Source organism: Stenotrophomonas sp. AGC87 (assembly GCF_057333975.1).
Genome location: NZ_JBHFHW010000038.1, coordinates 137,503 through 154,553, shown reverse-complemented (window position 1 = coordinate 154,553; position 17,051 = coordinate 137,503). Strand labels below are relative to the sequence as shown.

Sequence of the window (17,051 nt, the reverse complement as noted above, 5' to 3'; positions counted from 1 at the left end):
GTCCGCCGCCGGGCCGCCCCTGGCCCTCAGGGATGCGGATGCCCGTGGTGGCCCTGCGCGTCCGGTGCAGGGCGGCGGCGGCTGTCGCCGCTGCCGTGGGAATGGCTGCCGTGTGCGTGCGCGGGATGATCGTGGGCCGCATGGTCATGCCCGGCATGGTCATCGGCATGCGGATCGCGCGGGCTGCCCACGCTGCAGGGATCGCCGCAATGGTCCGACTCGATCTGCAGGGTCACATGGTCGATGCCGTACTGTTCGTGCAACCGGGTGCCCAGCTCGCGACGCAGGCGGTCCGCATCCACGCCGGTGCCCATCACCACGTGCGCGGTCAGTGCGGGCGTACTGGAAGCCAGCGCCCATACGTGCAGGTCATGTACGTCCACCACCCCATCGTGGGCGCACAGGGTGCCGCGTACCGCCGCGACATCCATGCCCTTGGGCACGCCTTCCAGCAACACGTTGATCGCCTCGCGCATCAACACCCAGGTGCGCGGCAGCACCCACAGGCCGATCAGCACGGCCAGGATCGGATCGATCGGCTTCCAGCCGGTCCAGCGGATCAGCAGCGCGCCGAGGATCACCGCGACCGAGCCGAGCATGTCCGCCCAGACTTCCAGGTACGCGCCCTTGACGTTGAGGCTCTCGCCGCTGCCGGCGCGCAGCAGGCGCATCGAGATGAGATTGATGACCAGCCCGAACACCGCGATCACCAGCATGCCGGTGGAGGCGATCTCCTGCGGCGCGCGGAAGCGCTGCACGGCTTCCCAGAGAATGTAACCGGCGACCACGAACAGCATGCCGCCGTTGATCATCGCGCCGATGGCTTCCAGCCGCGCATAGCCGTAGGTGCGCTTGGCATCGGGTGGGCGCCGGCTGAGCCGGACCGCGACCAGCGCGATCATCAGCGCGAGGGTATCGGTGGCCATGTGCGCGGCATCGGACAACAGTGCCAGGCTGTTCGTCCAGAACGCGCCAGCCACCTCCACCAGCAGGAAGGTGGTGGTCAGCCCCAGCGCCCACCACAACGGTTTTTCGTGGCGGATCTCGCTGGGCAGATGGTCGTGGTCGTGACCCATGAAAGCTCTCCTGGACAATGCCGGCAGGTTAAGCAGCGCCTCGCGCGGAGACTATTACACTTACCGCAGCGTTCAGTTTGCAATTCAATAACAACGCCGCCCGGCCGCTACCTCTCGACGGCCTGTGTGGCGGGAAGACAATCGTGCATAACGTTCCAAATCTTGATGAGGCCAGCCAACCGCTGGCGCTGGCCTGGGCGCAGACACTGGCGCAGACGCCGGCCGCTGCGGCGACACTGCTGGCCAGCCTGTCGGCCGAGAGCCCGCCCGGGCTGGCCCACCACTTCTACGATGTGCTGCTCGAAGACCCGCGCGCGAGCCGGTTCCTTTCGCACGACCAGGTGCGGCTGCGCCTGAAACCGGCGATGCAGCGATGGCTGCAGCAGATCCTCACTGCCACGCCGGACAGCATCAACGCGCTGGTCGCCGCGCAGCGCGTGATCGGCGACGTGCATGCCCGCGTGGGGATTCCGGTGGATCTGGTGGCGCGCGGCGCACGCGTGCTCAAGCACCGCCTGTTCGACCGCATCGTCGCGCAGGCCGACGAAACCACAACGGCGTTTGCGGCGATCCACTGCCTCAGCGCCTCGATGGATATCGCTCTGGAGGGCATGACGCTGGCCTACACGCATGCACGCGAGCGCTCTTCGCGCACCGATGCGGCGTATCGCCTGTTCTCGCTGGTGCAGAACGTCAGCACCGAGCGCGAACGCCAACGCGCCCTGCTGCTGGATTGGGAAAACGCGCTGCTCTACGCGATGGCCAGCCAGAATGCCGAGGCCGAGCTCACCGGGCTGGCGCAATCGGAGTTCGGCCTGTGGTTCACCCACAAGGGCATTCCCAGTTTCGGCGAAAGCAGCGAGACCGGCCAGGTCGGTGCACTGGTCGCCGCGGTCGATACGCAGTTGCAGGAAGCGCTTGCGCATGCCGATTTCGCGGCGCGCTTCGGGGCATTGCAGGGCATCCGCGAGCGGCTGGCGCAGATCCGTACGCTGATGGGCATGTTGTTCGAACGGATCGGCGAGCTCGATGCCGGCAGCGATGCACTGACCAACCTGCTCAACCGTCGCTTCCTGCCGACCGTGCTGCGCCGGGAAATCGAACTGGCCAATTCCACGCAGACGCCGTTCTCGGTGTTGCTGCTGGATCTGGACCATTTCAAGGCGATCAACGATGCACACGGCCATGACGGCGGCGACCGCGCCCTGCAGCACGTGGCCGCCCTGCTCGGCCAGCTCACCCGCGGCAGCGACTACCTGTTCCGTTATGGCGGTGAGGAATTCGTGGTGGTGCTGGTGGCCGCCACCGCCGCCCAGGCCGAGGTGATCGCCGAGAACCTGCGCAAGCACATCGCGCAGAGCCCGGTACAACTGGCCAGTGGCCAGAGCCTGTCGCTGACCACCAGCATCGGCGTGGCCGCGCATGATGGCCATCCCGACTACGAGCGGCTGATGGCGCGCGCCGATGCGGCGATGTACCAGGCCAAGAAGCGGGGCCGCGACCAGGTGGTGCTGGCCAGTGATGACCTGCCCGATGCGCCCGGGCGAAAGGCGCTGCAGCGCGGGTGACCCTGTGTGGCCGACGGCAGCGCCGGCCCATCCGCCCGTTGCGGCACGCATGGCTGACCAATGGCGCATGCCCGGCGCGCTCCGTGCGGCGTAGCATCGCGGCATTGCCGTCCGCCACAGGAATGCCCCGATGTCGATCCGCCGCGCCCTGACCCGCCCTGCCCTGCTGCTGCTCCAGTCAGCGCTGCTGATGACACCGCTGCTGGCCACGGCACGCGAGGTGGCGGCGCCGGCCGAGCATGTGGATGCCGATGGACCGTACGTGTTCCGTACCGCCAAGGGGCTGGAGGCGGCCTGGGTGTGCAAGGACCACGTGATCCGCCGCGAGCTGCCGGCACGCGGCGAGGCCACCGTGGTCGCCCCCGAGTGCGGCTATCCGCACCCGCTGACCGTGTTGCCGCCGCGCACGGCGGAGATCGCCCGGTTCCCGGCCACGCCGCGGATCGTCGCGCTGTCGGACATCCACGGCCAGTACGGCCTGCTGGTGACGCTGCTGCGCGCCCACCACGTGATCGACAGCGAAGACCGCTGGTCGCTGGGCGACGCCACGCTGGTGGTGGCCGGCGATGTGTTCGACCGCGGCCCGCAGGTCACCGAAGCATTCTGGCTGCTGTACAGCCTGCAGCAGCAGGCCGCGGCAGCCGGCGGTGCGGTGCACTTCGTGCTCGGCAATCACGAGACGATGGTGCTCTACAACGACCTGCGCTACGTCAACCCGAAGTACCTCAAGACCGCGCAGCTGCTCGGCCGTTCCTACCCCGCGCTGTACGGTCCGGATTCGACGATCGGCCAGTGGCTGCGTACCCGTCCGGTGCTGCTGCGGATCGGGGACACCCTGTTCCTGCACGGCGGCATCGCACCGCAGAACCTGGACCTGGTGCGCAACATGGCGACCACCAACGCCGGCTACCAGGCCGCAGTCGGGTTGCCCAAGGAGCAGGTCAAGGCCGCACCGGACACTGCCCGCTTGTTCGATGGCAAGACCAGCCCGATCTGGTACCGCGGCTACTTCGATGGCCGCATGGATACCGCCCAGGTCGAGACGCTGCTCAAACAGCTCGATCTCGCCCGCATCGTGGTCGGCCACACCTCGATGCCGCATGTCAGCAGCTTCCATGGCGATCGCATCATCGCCATCGACAGCAGCATCAAGAACGGTGAGAACGGCGAGCTGCTGTTCATCGAGAACGGCGCGCTCAGCCGCGGCCTGCTCGATGGCTCGCGGGTGCCGCTGGCCGAAGGCAGGATCGGCGAAAGCGACTGACACGGATCAGCGCGGCTTGTAGATGCGCGAGACCATCCAGCCGCCGTGACTGCGGAAGCGGCCGCTGTCGCCGGTCAAGGCGAAGCGCAATGCGACGACCGTGGCGCGCCCGCGGGAACAATGCCAGTCGCGTGCTTTGCCGTAGGCCTTGCGGAAGGCCCGGAACGGGCCGCGTGCCTGCGTAGTGTCCAGTTCGGCCTCAGGCGGATCCATGGCCTCGGCAGGGGCTGCTGGCGGATGCGCTGCAGCGCGGGGGGCGTCCGGATGGAGAGGGTTTGACATGGCGTTCCTTCGATCAACGAGGCCCGGAATCGGCCTCCTGATCGATAAACCGTGAAAACCATCACAAAACTATCGCTTCCGGGGCAGACCCGCGTCGTGATCCGCCATGCGCTGCTCCAACCCCTTGATGCGAATCAGGAATTCCGACGTCGGCGCCAGTTCCTTCAGGTGCGGCCGGGCCCGCGCGATCTGGGCGCGGGCGCCAGCGCCATCGCCGTTGGCAAACAATGCCTCCGCCAGCGGGATACGCCACTTGGCGGTCGCCGTCGAATCGGCCCCGTAGAAACCAGTGAATGTGTCCACCAGCTGGGCTGACAGCGGCACTGCCGCGGGATCGCCACGGCGCTGGGCCAGCAGTGCCTGCTGCATCTGCAGGCGCAGCCCCAGCCACGGGGGCAGGCTCGGGTGGGCCTGGCCGAACGCAGTCAGCGCCCGCGCGGCCTCGGCATGCTGCCCAGCCCGGGTCAGCCATTCGATTTCGACCAGGCGCAGCACCAGCAACTGCGGTGACTCGGGCGGCAGTTCCTGGCGCCACAGCGCGGCCACCTGCTGCAGCGGTGCCTGCGCCTCGGCCGTGCGGTCGGTACGCAGCAGCAACCGGGCCAGCACCATCTCCACGTCGAGTGTGTCGGCGTGCTCAGGCCCGAGCAGCGCCCGATAGCGCGCCAGCGCAGCGCGGTAGTTCTGCTCGGCCTGCACGTAGTCGCCGCGGGCTTCCTCCATCAGGCCATGGGCATACTGTTTGACCGCGTAGGCGCGGCTGTCCACGCCATCCACCGCGGCGCTGGTCTGCAGGCTGTTGCGGAAGTGCTGATCGGCCGCCTGGTAGCGGCCAAGATCGAGATACTGTCCGGCCAGCGCGGCTTCGGCCGAGGCGGTGTAGCTGCTGCCTGCGCCGAACATCTGCCGGGTCAGGGCGAAGCCGCGCTCGGCCAGTGCCAGCGCTTCATCGATACGGCCCTGGTTGAGCAGCGTCGAGGACAGCGCGCGCAGGACCCGCTGGTACTCGGCCCCCTGCACACCATGCTCCCGCGATGCCTCGGCCAAACCTTCACGCAGGATCGCTTCGGCCTTGTCCAGCTCGCCCTGGCTCCGGTAAAGATCGCCGAGGTTGGCCATCGCCGCCAGGCCGCCGCGCTGAAGCGGCGCACCATTTCCACGCCGGCTCAACGCCAGCGCGGAGCGGAAGGATTGTTCTGCCGCCGCCGGCTGCTCCAGCTGCGCCTGGGCCAGGCCCCGGGCGTTCAAGGCCTTCACCCGCACCGCCGGGGCATCGTCCTGCTCAAGCAGGCCCAATGCGTCCTCTGCACTGCCCAGCGCCTCCTTCTCACGCCCGGCGCTGAGCAGCTGCACCGCCAGACTGGCGCGGGCGTCGGCGATCTCATGCGGCGCGGCGCGCGTGTGCACCAGCCCCTCCACGCTGTCCCGCAGCAGGGCCTGCGCATCCTGCGGTTGACCTAAGTTCTGGTAGGCGCGCCCCAATGCAGCCTGCATCCGCGCGCGCAGCGCGGGCGACACGGTGCGGTCCTGCTCAAGCCGGCGTGCGCCCAGATCCAGCACCTCACGCGCGGTCATCGGCGTGCCGTGGCGCAGCCCGGGGTCGGCCGCATCGAAGGCGGCCACCAGCACATCGGCGATGCCGGCGGCAGCCACCGCATTCTGCTCGGCCTGCCGACGCGCCTCGCTCAAGCGCAGCACGAAGGCCAGCACCATCACCGCCACCAGCGCGACGATCACACTGGCGCGCCATTGCCGTCGCAGCAGCAGGCGCGCACGATGCCAGCGGCTGGGCCGACGCGCGCGCACCGGGCGATGTGCCAGATACCGTTCAATATCCTCGGCCAGTGCGTCGGCAGAGGCATAACGTTCGGCCGGATCCGCGGCAGCGGCCTTGGCCGCGACCGCCAGCAGGTCGGCGGGCACGCCGCGCACCGGCGGCGGCGTGGCCTGCAGCAGCGCCTCCAGCATCACGCCCAGACTGTAGACATCGCCCACCACACTGGCCGGGCGCCCTGCCAGGCGCTCGGGACTGGCATATGCCGGGGTGAGGAAGGCCGCAGCATCGTTGGCGTCACCGAGCAGATGCGCGATGCCGAAATCCAGCAGGACCGGCTGGCCGTCGGGGCGTACCAGTACGTTGCCGGGCTTGAGGTCGCAGTGCACCACGGATTGGGAATGTGCGGCCTGTACCGCGCCGCAGATCTGCACGAACAGGCGCAGGCGTGCGGCCAGATCCAGCGCCAGGGTGCGACAGGCGTCGTCCAGCGGTTCACCCGGTACGTATTCCATCACCAGGTAGGGCTGACCGCCCTCGGCCACGCCCACGTCATACAGCCGGGCGATATGCGGGTGCTGCAGGTCGGCCAGGATCTGGCTTTCACTGGCCAGCCGCGTGGCCAGTACCGGCTCGTAGGCGCGGCGGATCAGCTTGATCGCCACTTCGCGCCGGTACAGCGCATCGGCGCGCTCGGCCAGGAACACCACGCCCATGCCGCCCACGGCCAGCAACCGGCTCAGGCGCCACGGGCCCAGCCGCTGCCCGACCAGCGTGGCCGGATCATCCATCGCGGCCATCACGGCGGCAAGCGCGTGCTCGACCCGGCCCAGGTCGGCGGTCTGCGCGCGCAGCAGTTGCAGGGTTTCGTCGATCGCGGCCGGGTCATCGCACAACTCACCCAGCGCCGGGCGCCAGCGCGCCTCGGGCAGATCGCAGACCGCGTCGAACAGCCCGCGCACTGTCTGCCAGCGGTCTGGGCCGCTCATGCGCGCGTGGCCGGCCCAGCCAGATGCCGGTTCAACCACGCCTTGGCAAACCGCAGATCGCGGTCGACCGTGGGCACGGACACATCCAGTGCCAGGGCAATCTCTTCGCGGCTCATTCCACCGAAGTACATCCATTCCACCGTGCGTGCGGCGCGCTCATCCAGGGCGGCCAGTTCCTCCAGCGCGCGGTTCAGGGCCAGCACTTCGAAGGCATCGTGATCGAGGCTGGCTTCCTGGTCGGCATACGACAGGGTCAGGTTGATCGCACCTCCGCCCCGCTTGGAAGCCGCCATCGCGCGTGCGTGATCCACCAGCACGCTGCGCATCTTCAGCGCCGCCAACGAAAGGAAATGCACGCGATCGCGGTAGCCGATCTCCCCACCGATCATCCGCATCAGGGCCTCGTGCACGAGCACGGTCGGCTGCAGCACGCCATCCTGGGGAGTACCCAGCCGCGCCACGGCCATGCCACGCAGCTGCGCATACAGCAGCGCAAGCAGTTGATCGCGGGCGGCGATGTCCTGCTGCTCGCTCCAGCGGCGCAGCAAACGGGTGACATCCTGGCGCTCGGCCGCTGGAGGTGTCGCGTCAAAAGACATGTGGGGCGGGTCCGGGCATCACAGCAGGCGATCAGCCTGCAGTATCGCCGATCCCCATCCGCATGGGGCGGCGGTGCCGCGGCGATCTCCATCACCGCGGCACCGGAACCGGGCTACTTCCCGCGCTTGGCCAGGTTCTCGCGCAGCGTTTCCAGCCGCGTGGAGAGATCCTTCAACGCGCTGCCGCCCTTGCCGACCAGCCAGGACACCTCCTCTTCCATGAAGCCGGTACGGCTGCGTTCGGCGTCCGGCAGCGGCGGCAGGATGTGTGCGAAGTAGGTCTTGTCGAGCACCCGCCGCAGCAGTCGCTCGCCCGGGAAGGGGGCATTGTTGTTGAGCGCGCGCGCCGCCTTGATCAGGTTGCGGATGTCGTACTGGGTCGGGCTCAGGTCCGGCACCTGTTTGGGCAGGTCCAGCAGCGTATATACCGCCACGCGGGCGGTGCGCACCGAACTTTCCATGGTGAACACCACATCGTTATGGGTCTCCACGAACTGCCCGAGCAGGCCAAGGTTGGTGCATCCCCTGGGCACGACGTGCGGGCGGTCGCCGGCCGCGCGTGGCATGAACTGCGCGGTGATGTAGGGCATCAGCGCGGTGCGCACCTTGGTGTTGGCGACGATCTCATCAAGCTGATCGACGATGCCCAGGTGGTAGCTCAGCTCGGCCAGGATCTCGCGGCCGGTACAGGCTGGCATCGGCTTGGCCACGTGGTTGCCGTTCTGGTCCATCAGCAGCGCATACACCCACACCACCAGCACATCCTTGGGCTGGTCGACGAAGTGCGGCTGGCGGTTGACGGTGAAGCTCAGCACCCAGGTGGAGTCGGTGAAGGTGATCACGCCGCCGGTCACGGTCCTGCCCGAGTACGGGTCGTTGACCGAGAGTTCCTTGATCTTGTCCACCAGTGGCGAGGGGCGGCAGGTCAGCGTGGCCGACTCCCACATGGAGCGGTCGATGTCACCGTGGAATTTCTCCGGTTTGCCGAAGATCGGCGACTGTGCGGCGAGGTTGCGCCACAGTGCCCAGTCACTGTCCTGCCCCGGTGCTTCGCGCGGACGCTGCAGCACCGGCACCGTGTCCATGTCGCCATAGGCGGTGCCCTCGGTCATCGAGCCGGTCAGCGCGAACACCAGGTCGCCCTCGGCCACCGGCAGCAGCGTGTCATTGCCCGCCACACGGCAGCGCAGGCCAGTGACGGTGCGGGTATCGCCTGCCACGCGCATATCCAGATCGTACACGCGGGTACCGAAGGTGACCTGCACCCCTTGGTCGCGCAGCATCTTCACCAGCGGTTTGACGAAGCTCTCGTACTGGTTGTATTTCGGGAACACCAGCGCGGACATGTCGTTCAAGCCGTCGATGGCGTCCAGGAAACGGTGCATGTACAGCTTCATTTCCAGCAGGCTTTGCCAGTTCTCGAAGGCGAACATCGAACGCCAGAAGAACCAGAAATTACTCTGCAGGAAGCCATCACTGAAGTAGTCCTCGATGGTCACATCGTCGAGGTCTTCCTTGCGCTTGAGCAGCAGCTTGACCAGTTCCCACTGCTGCGGCTTGCTCAGCCCAAAGGTGGAGAAGTCCTGGATCTTCCCCTGCTGATGCATCAGCCGGGCCTTGGAATAGTTCGGGTCGTTGTCGTTCACCGCCCGGTACTCGTCCAGCACGCTGTAGCCGGCGGGCAGTTCCAGCGCAGGCACGTCCTGGAACATGTCCCAGAAATTGTCGTAGTTCCAGTTCATCTCGCGGCCGCCGCGAACCAGGTAGCCCTGCTCGGGGTCGCCGGCCCCATCGAGCGAACCGCCTTCGATGTCCAGGCTGTCGATCAGGGTGATGTTCGCCGCAGGCATGCCGCCATCGCGGATCAGATAGAACGCCGCGGCCAGGCCGGCAATACCGGTGCCGATGATCCACGCCTTGCGGTTCGCCACGCCGGCCGGTGCGACCGGGCGATTGCGCATGTAGGCGCCCATCATGTCCGGCGGCGGCAGTGTGTTCTCGGGCCGGTTGGACCAGTAGGCCCCCGTGGCATCGGGTTCTTTATCGATCACCGGTGCCCGGTGCACGCCCTGTTGCTCGACAGCCATATCACCACTCCTTTTTCGATGGACCCACAGGAGGCACCGGATGGGCCGGTACCTGGCAGCACGGTTTCCTTACCGCACGGCCCCCTCCTGGCACCGCGCTGCACCCTTGGATGGTACGCACCCCACCTGTGACGGCATTGATCCGCATCAATGACACCCCTGTTGCATCTCATGCGACACATGTCGCACACTTGCGACACCTCGCCACACCGGGATTGCCATGTCTGCACTGCCTACCCCTTCCAATGCCGAACTGGAACTGCTCAAAGCGCTGTGGCGCCAGGGCGCCTGCAGTGCGCGCGAAGTCCACAACGGCGCCGCCGCGGCGCTGGACTGGTCCTACTCGTCCACCCGCAAAACGCTCGAACGCATGGTCGACAAAGGGCTGGTGGAAGAAACCGTCGAGCACGGGCTGAACATGTACCGCGCCAAGGTCGGCAAGGTGGCCACACTGGCCGCACTCAGCACGGACTTCGCGCGCCGGGTGCTCGAGATCGATGGCGCATTGCCGGCGCAGGCCTTCGCCGACAGCCGCCTGCTCAGCGAACAGGAACTGCAGCAGCTCGATGCGCTGCTGCGTGCCCCCGCCAAGGACGATCCGGCATGAGTGGGCTGACGCTGGGCTTCTGGGGCGTGCATGCCGTTGGCGCCCTGGCGGGCGGCTGGGTGACGTGGTCTGCCGGGCAACGTGTCCACCGGCGGCTGGGTCTCTCCCACGCCGCGTATGGCTATTGGATGGGGGTGTGGTTGCTGGCGGTGATGCCGGTCCTGCTGTCGGTGGGTGTGGCGCTGTGGGCCCCCGCACCGCTCGTCTCGTTGCCACCGGCACTGATGATGCCGCTGCCGGTCGCACTGGACCTCGAGGCTGCCGGTGCGGCGAGAGGGGGCGCGGTGAGCTCCCCTTGGACGGGGCCGGCCACCACCGCGTGGCTGGCCGCGCTGTATGTCACCGGCCTTGGTATCGCATTGCTGCGCGTGCTGGCCGGCACGCGGGCGACCGGCCGGCTGTGCCGGGCGACCCTGCCGATCGCAGCGGAGGCCTGGCCGGGCCCGCGCAGCCGTGCGTCGGCGCAGCGGCTGCGGTCGGCCGGTATCGTCTGCCGGGTCAGCGCGCTGCCGGTGAGTCCGTTCGCGGTGCGCTGGCCGCGGCCGTTGATCGTGCTGCCCCTCTCGGCCGTGGAGCAGCTGGAGGATCGCGCACTCAGCCTGATCCTGGGCCATGAGGCGGCGCACCTGACGCGCCGCGATCCGCAGCGCGCCGGCCTGATGGCGATACTCAACGCCCTGCTGTGGTTCAACCCGTTCCTGCGTCGCCTCACCGCGCGCGTGCAGCTGGCGGCCGAGCTTCGATGTGATGCGCAGGCCCTCGCGGGGGATGCACATGGCGGGCGTGAATTCGCCACGGCGTACGTGCGCACGTTGCGCCTTTCCGCAGCGGCTCACACGCCCACCACCGCCCTGACCCACCGCGATCTGGCCGGGCATGAAATCCGCATCCGGCACATGCTGCATGGCGATGCCGCGCGGCCGCTGTCGGGATCGGGACGCGCGCTCCTGTTGGGCAGCGCACTGCTGATCGGCGCCCTGTTGGTGGTCATGCAGGCCAGTGCCGCGCGCCCCTTGCCGGGCCCGGCCGTCAGTGGCACCCCGAAGGAGATCGCGGCGACGGAGGCCGCACTGCCGCTGCCGCCGTTGAGCGATGCTCCCATCGAGGTGCAGTTCCAGGCACCGCTGGCAGCACCGAGGATCACCGGACATTTCGGCGATACCGGCAGCATCCGCCAGCGACCGCATCGCGGCACCGATTTCGGCGCCCGCCCGGGCACACCGGTCCTCGCGCCGGCGGACGGCCGGATCGTGGCGGCAACCACCGCCTACCCGGACGGTCCCCAGTACGGCACGGTGGTGGTCATCGACCACGGTCAGGGCTGGCAGACGTTGTACGCGCACCTGCAGGGCGCCGATGTGGTGGTCGGCCAGCAGGTGCACGCCGGCGAGCAGATCGCGCGGGTCGGCAGCACCGGGCGCGTGACCGGACCGCACCTGCATCTGGAGATGCTCCGCAACGGTGATCGCGTCGATCCGCAGGCGCACCTGCCATGACCGGCTGACCCGCTCCACATCCCGACCCCACTGCTGCATTTCGTTTTCCTGGCCACAGGAGGGGCGCGTGTTGCCCGGCGAAATGTCCACGCCACCTTTCTGCACGGACTGCCCATGTCATCCACGTTCCGCGTCGTCCTCGCCTTGTCCCCGCTGTGCGCCGCGTTCTCCAGCGCCGCGCAGTCGCTGCCCGCACCGTCATCAGCACCGCCCCCCACCGAGCTGGAGGCTGTGCAGGTGCAAGGACCGGCGTACGACGCGCGCCGCGATGACACGGCCACCCGGATCGTGTTCGGCACGGACGCGTTGCGCCAGTTTGGTGATATCGGCCTGGTCGATGCGCTCAAGCGGCTGCCCGGCATCACCGTGGGCACCGGCGCGCCGGGTCGCAGCGGTGCGCTGTCACTGCGCGGCCTCGGCGCGGGCTATACCCAGATCCTGCTCAACGGCCAAAAGGCACCGGCCGGGTTCGATCTGGATTCGCTCACGCCGGAGATGGTCGAACGCGTGGAGATCCTCCGTGCACCGACGGCCGACCAGCGCGCCGAGGCCATTGCCGGCTCGATCAACATCGTACTGGCCGCCGGCGCGCGCAACGATACCGAACAGCTGTCGGTGGCCTGGGGCCGCAGCAACGGCCAGAACACACCGTCGGTCAGCTGGCAGCACAACCGGCGCGCCGGCCACCGCAGCAGCGCGGTCATCGCCACCGCATCGCGCCGCGAGTTCCTGGTCGAGGAAACCGGCACCGAACGTGCGTGGGATCGCCAGGGAACCCCCATCGCGCTGCGCGACACCACCCTGCGTGCGGGCGGGAACCGCGATGTGCTCTCGCTTGCACCCAGCCTGGAAACCACACTGGAGAACGGCGACATCCTCGCCTTGCAGGGTGTCGCCGATGCCAGCCGCTTCAACCGCACCACCGATATCGACTGGACCACCACACTGGGCGAGCCGCTGCGGCGCGCCCGCTACCAGCAGCGCACCCGTATCGAGGTCGCGCAGGCCAATGGCAGTGCCACCTGGACCCGCACCTTCGAACAGGGCAGCACGTTCACCACCAAACTGCGTCTGGGCGGCAACCGCGAGCGTTACACCTATCGCGAACAGGGCTACGCGCAGCAAGGGCAGCAGAACCTGGAGGACCACACGGATGCACGATTGACCGTGCGCGAGCTCAACAGCACCGGCAAATACACGCTTCCCGGCCGCGGGCTGCATGCGCTGCAGCTCGGCTGGGAGGCCAGCGAGGATCGTCGCGACGAGGCGCGGGTACAGCAGCTGCTGCCGGTCGGCGACGACGCCGGCTGGATCAGCGATCTGGCGTTCGACGCACGCATCCGGCGGCTGGCCGTGTACGCCCAGGACGACCTCACCCTCAGCGAGCGCTGGTCGCTCTATGCCGGCGCACGTTGGGAGCAGATCGAGACGCGCAGTGACGGCAGCGGTTTCAGCGGCATCCATCGGCGTGACCAGGTGCTGTCGCCGGTGCTGCAGTCGCTCTGGAAGATTCCCGGTACCCGGCGCGATCAGCTGCGCGTTGCACTCACCCGTACCTATCGCTCGCCCACCCTGGCCGCGCTCATCCCCCGCCCGTACACCTCCACCAACAACCGCCCGCTCAACCCTGACGAACGTGGCAACCCGGCCCTGCGTCCGGAGTTGGCGACCGGGGTGGACCTGTCCTACGAAACCACCGGCAAGAGCGGCGTACAGCTCAGCGTCGGCGGTTACGTACGCCGGATCAGCGATGTGATCCGCACCGAAACGCACCTGCACGATGGGCGCTGGGTTGCCTCACCGGTGAACGGTGGCACCGCGATGACCTGGGGCGTAGAGATGGATACCGCGCTGCGGCTGCCGCAGCTGATCACGGGCGCGCCGGATGTGGCGGTCCGCTTCAATGCCACCGCCAACGATTCGCGTGTGGAGGATGTCCCCGGCCCGGACAACCGGCTGGATGAACAAGTGCGTTTCAGCGGCACCCTGGGCGCGGACTACCAGCTCCGCACCGGCTGGACGGTGGGCGGCAGTTACACCTACCGCACCGGCGGCACCGTGCAGGTCAGCCCCGGCCAGTTCGAGATCAGCGCGTATGGGCGCGACCTGGATCTGTATTCGCTGTGGTCGATCGGCGCCCGCAGCAAACTGCGGCTGAGCATCAACAACGCGCTGCACCGGACGTTGCGCACCGGGCAGTGGCGGATCAGCGAAGACGGCATTGAGCAGCTGCAGCGGCAGCGCAACGCATCACCGCTGCTGCGCCTGCAGCTTGAACTCCCGCTGTGATCAGCCCGGCTGGCGGCTGGCCTCGCCCACCGCCGGCAGCGCACGCGCGCGGCCCGGCTTGCTCGGGAAGGCATGGCGCACGATCCGCCACATCACCTGGCCGAACTGGCGCGGCAGCGAACCGGTGTTGTAGTGCTGGCCGTAGCGCGCGCAGATGTCCTTCACTTCGACCGCGATCGCCGCGTAGCGGTTGGCCGGAATGTCCGGGTAGAAGTGGTGCTCGATCTGGTGGCTGAGGTTGCCCGACATGACGTTCATCAGCTTGCCACCGGTCAGGTTGGATGAGCCGCGCAGCTGGCGCAGGTACCAATGGCCACGGGTCTCATCACGCACGCATTCCTTCGGGAAGGTTTCGGCCTCGGCGGTGAAATGACCACAGAAGATGATCACGTAGGTCCACACGTTGCGGATCAGGTTGGCCGCCACATTGCCCAGCAGCACCGGCAGGAAGAACGGACCGGCCAGTGCCGGAAACAGCAGGTAGTCCTTGAACATCTGCTTGCCCATCTTGCGGCCGACCGGGCGGAACTGCTTGCCCAGCTGCTTGAGCGTCATTTTGCCGGCAAACACGCGGCCCAGGCGCAGGTCCTGGATCGCGATGCCCCATTCGAACAGCAGCGCGAACACCACCGCGACCACCGGCTGCATCAGGTAGAACGGGCGCCAGCGCTGCTCGGGAAAAATGCGCAGCAGCCCGTAACCGATATCGTCGTCCAGCCCGCGCACATTGGTATAAGTGTGGTGGCGGAAGTTGTGGGTCTTGCGCCAGGCGTCGGCGGTGCCGACGATATCCCACTCGTACGTGCTGCCCTGCAACTGCGGATCGCCCATCCAGTCGTACTGGCCATGGATGACGTTGTGCGCCAGCTCCATGTTTTCCAGGATCTTGGACAGCGCCAGCATCACCACGCCGGCGATCCACGCCGGGATCAGCACGCTGTGCACGAAGGCACCGAGGAACAGCAGCGCGCGGCCGGCCACGCCGGTCCAGCGTACGGCGGCCACGACGCGGCGGATGTAACGCGCATCGCGCGCACCGAGCGTGGCCAGCTGGCGCGCGCGCAGTGCATCGAGTTCAGCGCCGAAGGCCTGCAGTTCGGCCGGGGACAGCGCGCGGTTGTGCACGGAAGACATGGTCACAGCTCCAGGATCAGGTCGGTGCTGGCGCTGTTCACGCACAGCTTTACTTGCGTGGCCGGTTCGGCCGCATGCTCGCCGGTCAGGGTGTGGCGGGTGACGCCGGACACCTTGCCGCAGACACAGGTATTGCAGATGCCCATGCGGCAGCCGCTGGCCGGGCGCAGCCCTTCGGCTTCCAGCGCCTGCAGCAGCGAGGTGCCGCGTGGCAGGGCAAGCGTGCGGCCGCTGCGGCGCAGTTCGACCTGCACCGTGCCCGCTTCGGCATCCGGCAGCACCGGTGGGGTGAAGGCCTCGGACTGCAGCGAAGCAACCTGGCCCTGCAGGCGCGCCTGCGCTGCATCGACGAAGCCACCCGGGCCGCATACCAGGGTACGTGCGGTGCTCAGATCGCCCAGCGCCTCGAAGGCGAATGTATCCACACGCGACGCCGGTGCGGCCGGGTCGCGGGTCAGCGCGATGTGCAGCGTGAACGTGGGATGGCGTGCCGCCATGGCAGCCAACTCTTCTGCGAAACACAGTTCTTCGCGGCGGCGTGCCCAGTACACCAGGTCCACCTGGCCGGGCATGCCGGCACCATCGAGCTGACGCAGCAGCGCGCGCATCGGGGTGATGCCGCTGCCGGCGGCCAGCAGCAACAACCGCTCGCCGGAGGCCTTGGGCAAGGTCATTTCACCGAACGCCTGGCCCAGCTCAAAGACCTCACCGATCGCCGCGGCATGGGCCAGATGCTGGCTGACGGCACCGCCGGCGATGGCCTTGACGGTGATCGCCAAGCGGCCGTCGGCCAGCACGGTCGGGCTGTAACTGCGCGACAGGCGGCGGCCATCGACTTCGACGCCGAGGGTGACGTGCTGGCCCGGCAGCAGACCACGGAAATGGCGGTTGGGCGTGAGCACCAGGGTGACCGCATCCGCGCTCTCGGCCGTGCGCGACAGCAGCCGGGCCAAGGGGCGGCGCAGCGTCCACAGCGGGTGCAGACGGGTGCCCCAGAAGTCGAACAGCGCTTCGGGGACCCAGCGGCGGGGGCTGGCGGCGTGACGGCGGGCGGCGATGCGCGGGACGGTGCTCATGCTGCGCACTATACGGCCGAGCATACGACTGTGTATACAGTTGTATATTGCCGGGACGGGCTATGATTCAGGGACTTGACCGCGCTGCCCCTGATGACCTCCCCAGACCTGCCCCTGCCCGCCTCCGACGACGCCCATCCCGCGCGCAAAGCCTCGATCTCCCGCGAGGATCTGCTGGCCGCGGCATTGGCCCTGATCGGCCCGCACCGCAGCGTCTCCACGCTGAGCCTGCGCGAGGTCGCGCGTGAAGCCGGGATCGCCCCGAACTCGTTCTACCGTCAGTTCCGCGACATGGACGAACTCACCGTGGCCCTGATCGACCTGGCCGGGCGCTCGCTGCGCACGATCATCGGCGAGGCCCGCCAGCGCGCGGCCTCCTCGGACCGCAGCGTGATCCGGCTGTCGGTGGAAACCTTCATGGAGCAGCTGCGCGCCGATGACCGCCTGCTGCATGTGCTGCTTCGCGAAGGCACGGCCGGCTCGGATGCGTTCAAGCACGCGGTCGATCGCGAGCTGAATTACTTCGAAGACGAACTGCGGGTCGATCTGATCCGCCTGGCTGCTGCAGACGGCGCGCGGCTGCACGAACCGGCGTTGGCCTCCAAGGCGATTACCCGGCTGGTGTTCGCGATGGGCGCCACTGCAGTGGATCTACCACCGGAGAAAGATCCGGAACTGATCGATCAGCTGACCCAGATGCTGCGGATGATCATCACCGGGGCGCGGACATTGGCGGGTAGTCCGCCGCTGCGCTGATCCAGCCTACGGGCCGCGCACAAAAAAATGACGACCCCCGGGCCGTGCTTTTTT

Annotated in this window: 13 protein-coding genes; 6 read left to right on the top strand and 7 right to left on the bottom strand. The window is 68.0% G+C overall.

What is annotated here, in order from left to right; genetic code table 11:
* Window positions 1-26 precede the first annotated feature (26 nt).
* The gene (locus ACE026_RS15680; protein ID WP_486039757.1) at window positions 27-1,076 is read right to left on the bottom strand and encodes a cation diffusion facilitator family transporter; all 1,050 of its coding nucleotides are present in this window, start codon (window positions 1,074-1,076) and stop codon (window positions 27-29) included.
* Between the two features lie 143 nt (window positions 1,077-1,219).
* Here ACE026_RS15680 and ACE026_RS15675 point away from each other — a divergent pair, with 143 nt between their 5' ends.
* Both ACE026_RS15675 and ACE026_RS15670 read left to right on the top strand, forming a co-directional pair.
* Entirely contained in the window at window positions 1,220-2,644 is a 1,425-nt protein-coding gene (locus ACE026_RS15675) for a diguanylate cyclase (protein WP_486039756.1), read from the top strand.
* A 130-nt stretch (window positions 2,645-2,774) separates the two neighbouring features.
* Window positions 2,775-3,908: a metallophosphoesterase gene (locus ACE026_RS15670; RefSeq protein ID WP_486039754.1), complete on the top strand. Its 1,134-nt coding sequence runs from the start codon at window positions 2,775-2,777 to the stop codon at window positions 3,906-3,908.
* 6 nt (window positions 3,909-3,914) lie between these two features.
* On the opposite strand, the gene ACE026_RS15665 is transcribed toward ACE026_RS15670, so the two are convergent.
* The 4 genes from ACE026_RS15665 to ACE026_RS15650 all read right to left on the bottom strand — a co-directional run bounded on the left by ACE026_RS15665 (window position 3,915) and on the right by ACE026_RS15650 (window position 9,639).
* The gene (locus ACE026_RS15665) at window positions 3,915-4,121 is read right to left on the bottom strand and encodes a hypothetical protein (RefSeq protein ID WP_486039753.1); all 207 of its coding nucleotides are present in this window, start codon (window positions 4,119-4,121) and stop codon (window positions 3,915-3,917) included.
* Between the two features lie 138 nt (window positions 4,122-4,259).
* A complete protein-coding gene (locus ACE026_RS15660; RefSeq protein ID WP_486039751.1) occupies window positions 4,260-6,953 on the bottom strand; it encodes a serine/threonine-protein kinase in 2,694 nt (897 codons plus the stop codon).
* Window positions 6,950-7,552 carry an ECF-type sigma factor gene (locus ACE026_RS15655; protein ID WP_486039749.1) on the bottom strand — a complete coding sequence of 201 codons (603 nt, stop codon included), beginning with the start codon at window positions 7,550-7,552 and terminating at the stop codon, window positions 6,950-6,952. Before ACE026_RS15655 ends, ACE026_RS15660 begins: the two co-directional genes overlap by 4 nt.
* 113 nt (window positions 7,553-7,665) lie before the next feature.
* Window positions 7,666-9,639, bottom strand: a complete 1,974-nt coding sequence (locus tag ACE026_RS15650) for an oleate hydratase (RefSeq protein ID WP_486039747.1) — start codon at window positions 9,637-9,639, stop codon at window positions 7,666-7,668.
* Window positions 9,640-9,859: 220 nt separating this feature from the next.
* On the opposite strand from ACE026_RS15650, the gene ACE026_RS15645 reads away from it, so the two are divergent.
* The 3 genes from ACE026_RS15645 to ACE026_RS15635 all read left to right on the top strand — a co-directional run bounded on the left by ACE026_RS15645 (window position 9,860) and on the right by ACE026_RS15635 (window position 14,031).
* The gene (locus tag ACE026_RS15645; RefSeq protein WP_313213037.1) at window positions 9,860-10,246 is read left to right on the top strand and encodes a BlaI/MecI/CopY family transcriptional regulator; all 387 of its coding nucleotides are present in this window, start codon (window positions 9,860-9,862) and stop codon (window positions 10,244-10,246) included.
* Window positions 10,243-11,742: a peptidoglycan DD-metalloendopeptidase family protein gene (locus ACE026_RS15640; protein WP_486039745.1), complete on the top strand. Its 1,500-nt coding sequence runs from the start codon at window positions 10,243-10,245 to the stop codon at window positions 11,740-11,742. The genes ACE026_RS15645 and ACE026_RS15640 overlap by 4 nt, the downstream gene beginning before the upstream one ends.
* Before the next feature lie 114 nt (window positions 11,743-11,856).
* The gene (locus ACE026_RS15635; protein WP_486039743.1) at window positions 11,857-14,031 is read left to right on the top strand and encodes a TonB-dependent receptor plug domain-containing protein; all 2,175 of its coding nucleotides are present in this window, start codon (window positions 11,857-11,859) and stop codon (window positions 14,029-14,031) included.
* On the opposite strand, the gene ACE026_RS15630 is transcribed toward ACE026_RS15635, so the two are convergent.
* Both ACE026_RS15630 and ACE026_RS15625 read right to left on the bottom strand, forming a co-directional pair.
* Window positions 14,032-15,165 (bottom strand): fatty acid desaturase family protein, encoded by a 1,134-nt coding sequence (locus ACE026_RS15630; protein ID WP_486039742.1) that lies wholly within the window; start codon window positions 15,163-15,165, stop codon window positions 14,032-14,034.
* A gap of 2 nt (window positions 15,166-15,167) precedes the next feature.
* Window positions 15,168-16,241, bottom strand: a complete 1,074-nt coding sequence (locus tag ACE026_RS15625) for a ferredoxin reductase (protein WP_486039741.1) — start codon at window positions 16,239-16,241, stop codon at window positions 15,168-15,170.
* Window positions 16,242-16,334: 93 nt separating this feature from the next.
* Between ACE026_RS15625 and fabR the strand changes: the two genes are divergently transcribed.
* Window positions 16,335-16,997: an HTH-type transcriptional repressor FabR gene (gene fabR, locus ACE026_RS15620; RefSeq protein WP_123729694.1), complete on the top strand. Its 663-nt coding sequence runs from the start codon at window positions 16,335-16,337 to the stop codon at window positions 16,995-16,997.
* The last annotated feature ends 54 nt before the right edge of the window (window positions 16,998-17,051 follow it).

What these genes read in the sequence shown, in the direction of transcription:
- ACE026_RS15680 (WP_486039757.1), bottom strand. Translation starts at nt 1,076, where the DNA reads ATGGGTCACGACCACGACCATCTGCCCAGCGAGATCCGCCACGAAAAA.
- ACE026_RS15670 (WP_486039754.1), top strand. Translation starts at nt 2,775, where the DNA reads ATGTCGATCCGCCGCGCCCTGACCCGCCCTGCCCTGCTGCTGCTCCAG.
- ACE026_RS15665 (WP_486039753.1), bottom strand. Translation starts at nt 4,121, where the DNA reads ATGGATCCGCCTGAGGCCGAACTGGACACTACGCAGGCACGCGGCCCG.
- ACE026_RS15660 (WP_486039751.1), bottom strand. Translation starts at nt 6,953, where the DNA reads ATGAGCGGCCCAGACCGCTGGCAGACAGTGCGCGGGCTGTTCGACGCG.
- ACE026_RS15655 (WP_486039749.1), bottom strand. Translation starts at nt 7,552, where the DNA reads ATGTCTTTTGACGCGACACCTCCAGCGGCCGAGCGCCAGGATGTCACC.
- ACE026_RS15650 (WP_486039747.1), bottom strand. Translation starts at nt 9,639, where the DNA reads ATGGCTGTCGAGCAACAGGGCGTGCACCGGGCACCGGTGATCGATAAA.
- ACE026_RS15645 (WP_313213037.1), top strand. Translation starts at nt 9,860, where the DNA reads ATGTCTGCACTGCCTACCCCTTCCAATGCCGAACTGGAACTGCTCAAA.
- ACE026_RS15640 (WP_486039745.1), top strand. Translation starts at nt 10,243, where the DNA reads ATGAGTGGGCTGACGCTGGGCTTCTGGGGCGTGCATGCCGTTGGCGCC.
- ACE026_RS15635 (WP_486039743.1), top strand. Translation starts at nt 11,857, where the DNA reads ATGTCATCCACGTTCCGCGTCGTCCTCGCCTTGTCCCCGCTGTGCGCC.
- ACE026_RS15630 (WP_486039742.1), bottom strand. Translation starts at nt 15,165, where the DNA reads ATGTCTTCCGTGCACAACCGCGCGCTGTCCCCGGCCGAACTGCAGGCC.
- ACE026_RS15625 (WP_486039741.1), bottom strand. Translation starts at nt 16,241, where the DNA reads ATGAGCACCGTCCCGCGCATCGCCGCCCGCCGTCACGCCGCCAGCCCC.
- fabR (WP_123729694.1), top strand. Translation starts at nt 16,335, where the DNA reads ATGACCTCCCCAGACCTGCCCCTGCCCGCCTCCGACGACGCCCATCCC.